The sequence below is a fragment of the Trebonia sp. genome (genome assembly GCF_030042015.1).
Taxonomy (GTDB): Bacteria; Actinomycetota; Actinomycetes; order Streptosporangiales; family Streptosporangiaceae; genus Trebonia.
This window is the reverse complement of the sequence record NZ_JASIAL010000244.1, coordinates 1-8175: the sequence shown is the minus strand read 5'-3', so window position 1 is coordinate 8175 and position 8175 is coordinate 1. Positions and strand designations below refer to the sequence as shown.

7 protein-coding genes are annotated in these 8175 nt (G+C 72.7%); 6 read left to right on the top strand and 1 reads right to left on the bottom strand.

Features of this window, described 5'->3' with window-relative positions; translation table 11 throughout:
* The coding region (locus Q1N79_RS13115; RefSeq protein ID WP_300608817.1) for a serine/threonine-protein kinase at positions 1-1070 on the bottom strand (1070 nt) is incomplete at its 3' end.
* Positions 1071-1327: 257 nt separating this feature from the next.
* Here Q1N79_RS13115 and Q1N79_RS13110 point away from each other — a divergent pair.
* The 6 genes from Q1N79_RS13110 to Q1N79_RS13085 all read left to right on the top strand — a co-directional run.
* The gene (locus Q1N79_RS13110) at positions 1328-2245 is read left to right on the top strand and encodes an NAD-dependent epimerase/dehydratase family protein (RefSeq protein ID WP_300608815.1); all 918 of its coding nucleotides are present in this window, start codon (positions 1328-1330) and stop codon (positions 2243-2245) included.
* Between the two features lie 57 nt (positions 2246-2302).
* Entirely contained in the window at positions 2303-3262 is a 960-nt protein-coding gene (locus tag Q1N79_RS13105) for a serine hydrolase (RefSeq protein WP_300608813.1), read from the top strand.
* Positions 3263-3516: 254 nt separating this feature from the next.
* The gene (locus Q1N79_RS13100) at positions 3517-4311 is read left to right on the top strand and encodes an SDR family oxidoreductase (RefSeq protein WP_300608811.1); all 795 of its coding nucleotides are present in this window, start codon (positions 3517-3519) and stop codon (positions 4309-4311) included.
* A 110-nt stretch (positions 4312-4421) separates the two neighbouring features.
* A complete protein-coding gene (locus tag Q1N79_RS13095; RefSeq protein WP_300608809.1) occupies positions 4422-5450 on the top strand; it encodes a phosphatidylserine/phosphatidylglycerophosphate/cardiolipin synthase family protein in 1029 nt (342 codons plus the stop codon).
* Between the two features lie 90 nt (positions 5451-5540).
* Positions 5541-7097, top strand: coding sequence for a LuxR C-terminal-related transcriptional regulator (locus Q1N79_RS13090; RefSeq protein ID WP_300608807.1), 1557 nt, complete (start codon positions 5541-5543; stop codon positions 7095-7097).
* Between the two features lie 2 nt (positions 7098-7099).
* The coding region (locus Q1N79_RS13085; protein ID WP_300608806.1) for a universal stress protein at positions 7100-8175 on the top strand (1076 nt) is incomplete at its 3' end.

Here is an 8175-nt window from a genome sequence, read left to right as displayed (position 1 = left end):
GCCGGCGGGGCCGGCGGGAAGGACGGCAGCGACGACGTGGCCAGGCTGGGTGCGGGCGGTGCCGCGAACCATCCGCTCGGCGGCTCATCCCAGGTCGCCGCGCTGGCGACCGCGCGGCCGTCCGCCCGGCCCGCCGCCGACCGGGCGGGCACGCTGTTGTACGACGCGACGCGCAGGGCCGCGCGCAGCGCTTCTGTGAACTCGCCGCAGCTCGCGAAGCGGTCCTGCGGCGCCTTGGCGAGCGCCCGCGCGAGCACCTGGTCGACCGCCGCCGGCAGGTCAGGCCGCAGCGTGGTGACGCGGGGCGGCGGGTCGTACAGGTGCGCGAACAGCACGGCCATCGGCTCCTCGCGGGCGAACGGCAGCGACCCGGACAGGATCGTGAACGCGACGCACGCCAGCGCGTACTGATCGGCCTGGGAGCCCACCGCCGTGCCGGAGATCTGCTCGGGAGCGGTGTAGTCGGGCGTGCCGAGGAACTGCCCGGTGCCGGTCAGGCCGGTCCCCGACGCCGAGCCCTTCGCCAGCCCGAAGTCGGACAGGTAGGGGTGATCGGGGCGGTTCGGGCTCGCGTCGACCAGGATGTTCGCCGGCTTGACGTCCCGGTGCACCAGGCCGGCCGCGTGCGCGGCGTCCAGGGCCGAGGCGATCGGGGAGAGCAGGGACGCGGCGCGTTCGCCCGGCAGCTGCCCCTCCCGGCGGACGACCGAGCGCAGGTCGCCGCCGGACACGTACCGCATCGCGATGTAGAGCACGCCGCCGTTCCCGCCGGCCGCGAAGATCGGGATGATGTGCGGGTGGTCGACCTTGGTCGCGGCCCTCGACTCCCTGATGAACCGCTCACGGAAACCCTCGTCCTCGGCGAGCGCGGGCGCGAGAACCTTCAGCGCGACGACGCGATCGAGCGACTCGTCCCTGGCCCGGAACACCGCGGCCATCCCGCCGATGCCGACGCGGGACTCGATCCGGTACCCGGCTACCGTCGACCCTGGCGCCAGTCCGGCCAGCATCCAGTCGGCATGCCCAGACGACTCCCCCGCCACCGTATCCTCCCGCTTGTGTCCGAACATCCCGATAGTGCCAGTTTGCGCACCAGTCGCGCGGTCTCATAGGCGTATGTCTATGCACGCCCGCGGGCGGGCGGCAGGCCCGGCCGCGTGAGCCGGGTGGAGGATCTTTCCCGTTGTCCGGCTGGGCCTGGGTGCGGCGCGGGGTGACCAGAGTGACTGCCGCCCGGGAGAGCCGCCACGGTTCGTTCGGGATGAATGTGGGTTTGATGTTCGGCCGGTAGACTCCGCGTCTTGTGAGCGGTTCCGAAGGAGTCCTGGTGACCGGCGGCGCCGGTTTCGTCGGCGCGACGCTTGTGCGCCGCCTGGTGGCGGGCGGCTACCGCGTCCGGGTGCTCGACAACCTCAGCACGGGCGACGCCGCGCACCTGACCGGCGTGGACGCCGAGCTGGTCAAGGGCGACATCCGCGACGCCGCGGCGCTCGATGACGCGCTGGCCGGCCTGCGGTCGGTGATCCACCTGGCCGCGGCCGGTTCGGTGATCGGCTCCGTGCAGGACCCCGGCACGAACTTCGACGTCAACGTGCTCGGCACGTTCCGCGTCCTGGACGCCGCCCGCCGGGCGGGCGTCGGGCGGGTCGTGCTCGCGTCGACCGGCGGAGCGCTGATCGGGGACGCCACGCCGCCCGTCGACGAGCGGTCGCTGCCCAAGCCGATCTCCCCGTACGGGGCGAGCAAGCTGGCCGGCGAGGGTTACGCGCACGCCTACGCGAAGACCTACGGGCTGGCGACCGTCGCGGTCCGGTTCGGCAACGTGTACGGGCCCTGGTGCGCCCGCAAGCGCGGCGTGGTCAACGTCTTCTTCGAGTCGATCCACTCCGGCGTGCCGCTTGTCATCTACGGCGACGGCACCGCGTCCCGCGACTACGTCCACGTGCAGGACATCTCCAATGCGCTGCAGCTGGCGCTGGAGAAGGACGTCGCTGGCGGCACGGTGCTGCACGCCGCTTCTGGTGTGGAGACCACGGTCACCGAGCTCGCGGACCTGTGCCGCAGGGCGGCGGGCGTGCCCGGCCACCCGATCGAGTACCGGCCAAGGCGGGCCGGCGAGGTGGGCCGCAACTTCGCCTCCTACGAGCTGGCGAACCGGCTGCTCGGGTACGCGCCGACCGTCACCCGCGAGGTCGGGATCCCGCGGACCTGGCAGTGGTTCGCGGAGGAAGTCTTCAGGGACTGAGCAAGGCCTCGGCAGCGGCGCAGGTGAGCGGAAGGTTCGGTCGTTAGCGTCGCGAACATGCGCCGTACCGTGGCTTTCGGCACTATGGTTGCCGGCCTGCTGCTCCTTGGGGCCCCCGGGTTCCTCGGTGCCTCCGGGGTCCCCGGGGCCCCCGGCTCCGCGGCCCCCACGGCCGCTGAGGTGAAGGTAACGAACGTCGCGGCGACCCGTCACGCGAAGGTCTCCAGGCGCAAGGCGCCGCGGCCGAAGCCGACGCCGCGGCCGGAGATGACCACGCGGCCAATTCCCAGGACGGCCCAGCAGGACCTCACGGCGGCCGTGGCGCCGCTGGCGCGCGACGACGGCGGCCACGTGGCGGTGGCCGTGGACGACCTGAGCACAGGCGCGATCGCCGGCTACGGCGGGACCGGCACGTTCGTCACGGCGAGCATCGTCAAGGTGGACATCCTGGCCACCCTGCTCTACCAGTCGCAGCAGGCCGGCCGGGAACTGACCGCGGCCGAGCAGGCGCTGGCCACCACGATGATCGAGAACAGCGACAACGACGCGGCCAGCGATCTTTACGACGCCGCTGGCGGCGCCGCCGGCATCGACGAGGCCAACAGCGCGTTCGGGCTCACCGAGACCAGCGTCGGCACCGACGGCTACTGGGGCCTGACGACCACCACGGCCGATGACCAGATCCGGCTGCTGCGCCTGGTCTTCACCCGCCCTTCTGTCCTGTCGGGGGCTTCGCAGGACTACATCGAGGACCTGATGAGCCAGGTCGAGGCGGACCAGCGGTGGGGCGTCCCCGCGGCCGCGGATCCCGGGACGCCGTTCATGGTGAAGAACGGCTGGCTGCCGAACCCGACCCTGTGGGAGATCAACAGCATTGGCGAGATCACCCGCGACGGGCAGCGCATGCTCATCGCGGTCCTGTCCGACGACAACGCCAGCGAGGATTCCGGCATCTCGACCGTGCAGGCGGTGGCCGAAGCGGCCGCCGCGGCCGTCGCCAGCGCCGCCAAGGCGTGACGCACAGGGCGCGTCCTCGTGACTGGGCCAGCTGCGCCAACGGCCCGGCTGTATCGGGCCAGCTGCGCCAATGACCCAATTGCCTCAACTCCCCGGCGTTGGGGCTAGCCCAAGGCTAGGGGCGCCGCGTGAGCCAGTCGTCGTCCATCGGCTGTCACATCGCTCCCGTCGAGTTCGTCATACCCTCATGACGGGCCGCACCGGCCCGCCGTGACAATCCGGGCTATGCCACGCAGCGACCGCGAGGATCAACCATGACACCAATACTGGTCACCGGCGGCACCGGACGGGCCGGCCGCCCCGTCGTCGCCCGCCTGCGCGAGGCCGGCCGCGACCTCCGCGTCCTCAGCCACACCCGGCGCGGCACCGTCGACGGCGTCGAGTACGTGCACGCCGACCTGGTCACCGGCGAGGGCGCCGGCGACGCCGTGCGGGGCGCCGGGATCATCATCCACTGCGCGGGCGCCCCCAGCTTCCGCAAGGACCAGGCGATGACCGCCAACCTCATCCGCGCCGCCGCCGGCCTGGACCCCGCGCCGCACCTGGTCAAGATCTCGGTCGTCGGCGCCGGCCGGGTCCCGGTCGCGGGCCCTGCCGACAAGGCGATGTTCGGCTACTTCGCGTCCATGCTCGCCTCCGAACGCGCCATCGAGGCCTCCGGCCTGCCGTGGACCACGCTGCGCGCCACCCAGTTCTACGACGCGCTCGTCATCGTGGCCCGCGCGATGGCAAGGCTGCCCGTCGTGCCTGTCGCGTCCGGCGTCCGCTTCCAGCCGGTGGACACCCGCGACGTCGCGGACCGCCTCGTCGAACTCGCCCTCGGCGCCCCGGCCGGCCTGGCGCCCGACTTCGCAGGCCCGACGGCCTACCCGATGGCCGAACTGCTGCGCGATTGCCTGCGCGCCGCCGGCAAGCGCCGCCCGCTGGTGCCGGTCCGGCTGCCGGGAAAGGCCGCTGCCGCGGTCCGCGCGGGCGCCAACCTCCCCGCCGCGGACGCCACCGTGGGCCGCCGCTCCTGGGAGGAGTTCCTCGCCGAGCAAAAACCGTAAAACCGTTATCCCGAACGGACCCCGCTTACTCCCCGCCGCCACCGCCTGCGGGCATAAGGTGAGCCGCAGCAGATCATGACTGCTCCTGGCTTACGGGGGTCCGTGCCGTTATGCGACATCTCCTGCTCGTCTGCGCCCTGCTGGTCACGCTGACCGGCTGCATGGTCAGGCTGGGTGTCCACGAGCCCGCGGGCACGCCGCTGGACCCGCCGCCGGCCCGGCCGGCCGCGGCCGCGGGCACGCTCAGCGTGCTCGTCGAGCCGAAGGACGGGATCGGGAAGGTCTACCAGCTCATCAACCGTGCTAAGTCCTCGATCGAGCTGACCATGTACGAGCTCGACGACCCGACGGCCGAGGCGGACCTCGCCGCGGCCGCCAAGCGCGGCGTCGACGTCCGCGTGCTCCTCGACCAGCACCTGGAAAAGTCGCGGAACACCGCCGCCTACGACTACCTGGCCGCCCACCACGTGCACGTGACCTGGGCGTACGCGGGCACGACCTACCACCAGAAGACCCTCACCGTCGACGGCAGGACGTCGGTGATCATGACGCTCAACCTGGTCGCCGCCGACTACGCCGATACCCGCGACTTCGCCGTGATCGACACCGACAAGGCCGACGTCGCCGCGATCGTCGCCACGTTCGACGCGGACTTCGCCCACAAGGCCATTACGCCGCCCGACGGCGCCGACCTGGTCTGGTCACCGACCAACTCCCAGTCCTCGATCCTGGCGGTCATCGACGGCGCGACCCGGACGCTCTCCGTCGAAAACGAGGAGATGGACGACTCCGCCGTGATCACGGCGCTGGAGAAGGCCGCCAAGCGCGGCGTGGACGTCGAGGTCGTGATGACCGCGGAAAGCGAGTGGGACAGCGCCTTCGGCAAGCTGGTCCGGGCGGGCGTGCACGTGCGGACCTACGCCGACAGCGACAACGTGCTGTACATCCACGCGAAGGCGATCGTCGCCGACGCCGGCCGCAAAGACCAGCAGGTGTTCGTCGGCTCGGAGAACTTCTCCGTCGCCAGCCTGGATTACAACCGCGAACTCGGCATCCGCACGGCGAACGCCGCGGTGATCTCGGTGATCAGCGCCACGATCGCCGCCGATTTCGCCGGCGGCACGCCGTACGCCACATGACGCCCGGCGGACTGCGCACCGCCTGAGTCCTCGTCCTGATGAGGGTCGATGCCATGGACCCGGGGACGGCCTGCGGCGGACAATCGGGACATGCCGACCTTAGCTGGCAGGTCACCGATCACCCGGTCGCTGGGATGGGCGCTGGCGGCGCTCGGCGGCGCCATCGCGCTGACCGCGTGCGTGGAATTCGCGCTGTTCGCGCAGGCAAGTCACGCGCCCGCGTGGCTTTCCGGCGAGTTCACCGCCGCCGGGCTCGTCTACGGTGCGGCCGGGATCGCCGCGTGGTGGCTGCGGCCGAGCAACCGCACCGGCGCGATCATGCTGCTCGGCGCCCTGTCCTGGCTGCTGGCCGCGCTGGCCAACGCGACCGTGCCGGTCCTGGCCTGCGCCGGCACGGTCACCGCGATGCTGCCGGCGGCGATCGTGGTCCACCTGCTGCTGGCGTTCCCGTCCGGGCGGCTTCGCTCGGTCCACGCCCGTGCCCTGGCGGCGGCCGGGTATTTCACCGCACTGGTCTTGCAGATCCCGCCGTACCTGTTCGTCCCGCAAGCCTCTCCCGGCGGCCTGCTCGCCGTGACCGCCCGGCCGGACCTCGCGCACGTCGGCAGGCTCACCCAGAACATCGTCGGCGGCCTGGGCATGCTGGCGGTCGTGGCGGTCCTGGCGGCCAGGATCGGGCGGGCCGACCGGGCGCGCCGCCGGATCCTGCTGCCGCTGTACGCCTACTCCGTCGCCGCCGTGCTGATCATCGCGCTGGGACAGGACGTGCTCGTACCGCTGACCGGCATCTCCCCCGTCGCGGTCGCGGCGCTGCAAGTCAGCGTGCTCGCCGGGGTGCCGGTCGCGTTCGCGGCGGGCGTGCTGGCCGGCCGGTTCGCCCGGATGAGCGAGGTGGACGAGCTCGGCGCGTGGCTCGGGGCGGCCGAACCGGGCCGGCCGCCGCTGGAGCGGGCGCTCGCGCGGGCCCTCGGCGACGAGTCGGTGCGGCTGGCGTTCTGGGTACCCGGCAGAAGCGGGTACGTCGACGCCCGCGGCCAGCCGTGCGCGCTGCCCGGCCCGGGCGATCAGCGCGCGACCGCCGCGGTGACGCTCGGCGAACGTCCGATCGGGGCGATCACCTACGACCCGATGCTGATCGCCGACGCCGAGCTCGTCCGCGCCGCCGGGCGGGTGGTCGCGCTCGCCGTGGACCGCGAGCGGCTGACCGCCGAGCTGCTGGCCAGCCAGGACGAACTGCTTGCCAGCCGGGACCAGCTCATGCTGTCACGGGCGAGGCTGGCCGAGGCGGCCGACGCCGAGCGCCGCAGGATCGCCCAGGACCTGAACCTCATCGTCACTGCGAAGACCCGGCCCGGGCGCGACGCGCTGTCGCGGCTGAGCGCCAGGCAGCTGGAGGTGCTCGCCTTGATGGCCGAGGGCGCGAGCAACGCCGCGATCGCCCGCAAGCTGACGATCACCGAGCACGCGGTCGTGCGCCACTGCTCGAACATCTACGACCAGCTCGGCCTGCAGCCGAGCGACGACGAGCACCGCCGGGTGCTCGCCGTGCTCCGCTACCTCACCAGGCAGCCGTTACGGGCCTTTCGGCCCTGCCCGGACAGGACGGGCTGCCCTGCCATAGGGCCCGCGCCGCGGCGAGCATCGTGACCATGGCCAGGGGTCAGCTCCGCGTGTACCTGGGCGCCGCGCCCGGGGTCGGGAAGACGTACGCGATGCTCGCCGAGGGGCAGCGGCGCCGGGCACGCGGCACCGACGTGGTCGGCGCGCTCATCGAGACGCACGGCAGGGCGCTGACCGCGCAGCTGGCCGAGGGCCTTGAGGCGATCCCGCGGCGGACCGTGCGCTACCGGGGCGGGACGTTCACCGAGATGGACCTCGACGCGGTCCTCGCCCGCCATCCCCAGGTCGCGCTCGTCGATGAGCTCGCGCACACGAACGTGCCTGGCAGCAGGAACGCCAAGCGCTGGCAGGACATCGATGAGCTGCTCGACGCGGGCATCGACGTGGTCAGCACGCTGAACATCCAGCACCTGGAGTCGCTGTCGGACGTGGCACGGCAGATCACCGGGATCGTGCACACCGAGACCGTCCCCGACGCGGTGGTACGCCGCGCCGACCAGGTCGAGCTTGTCGACATGACGCCGGAGGCGCTGCGCCGCCGGATGGTGCACGGCAACGTCTACCCGCCGGACCGGATCGAGGCCGCGCTCACCCACTACTTCCGGCCGGGCAACCTCACCGCGCTGCGGGAGCTCGCGCTGCTGTGGGTGGCGGACCGGGTGGAAGAGGGCCTGCAACGGTACCGTGCCGCGCACGGGATCGCCCGCCCGTGGGAGACCAACGAGCGGATCGTCGTCGGGATCGCGGGCGAGGCCAGCGACGAGGCGGTCATCCGGCGGGCCGCCCGGATCGCTGCCCGCTCCCCGGGCAGCGAGCTGCTTGCCGTGCACGTGCGGGCCGAGGACGGCGTGCGGTGTGCCGACGACCGCACGCTGGACACCCAGCGCGCCCTCGTCGCGTCGGCCGGCGGCAGCTTCCACCAGGTCCCTGGCACCGACGTGGCCGCGGCGCTGCTGGCGTTCGCGCGCGCCGAGGACGCGACCCAGATGGTGGTCGGCGTCAGCCGCCGCAGCCGGGTCCGCGCGCTGCTCGGGGGCAGGAGCACCCCGTCGCGGCTGGCGGCCGCCGCCGGGCACATCGACGTGCACCTGGTCGGGCACGCCGC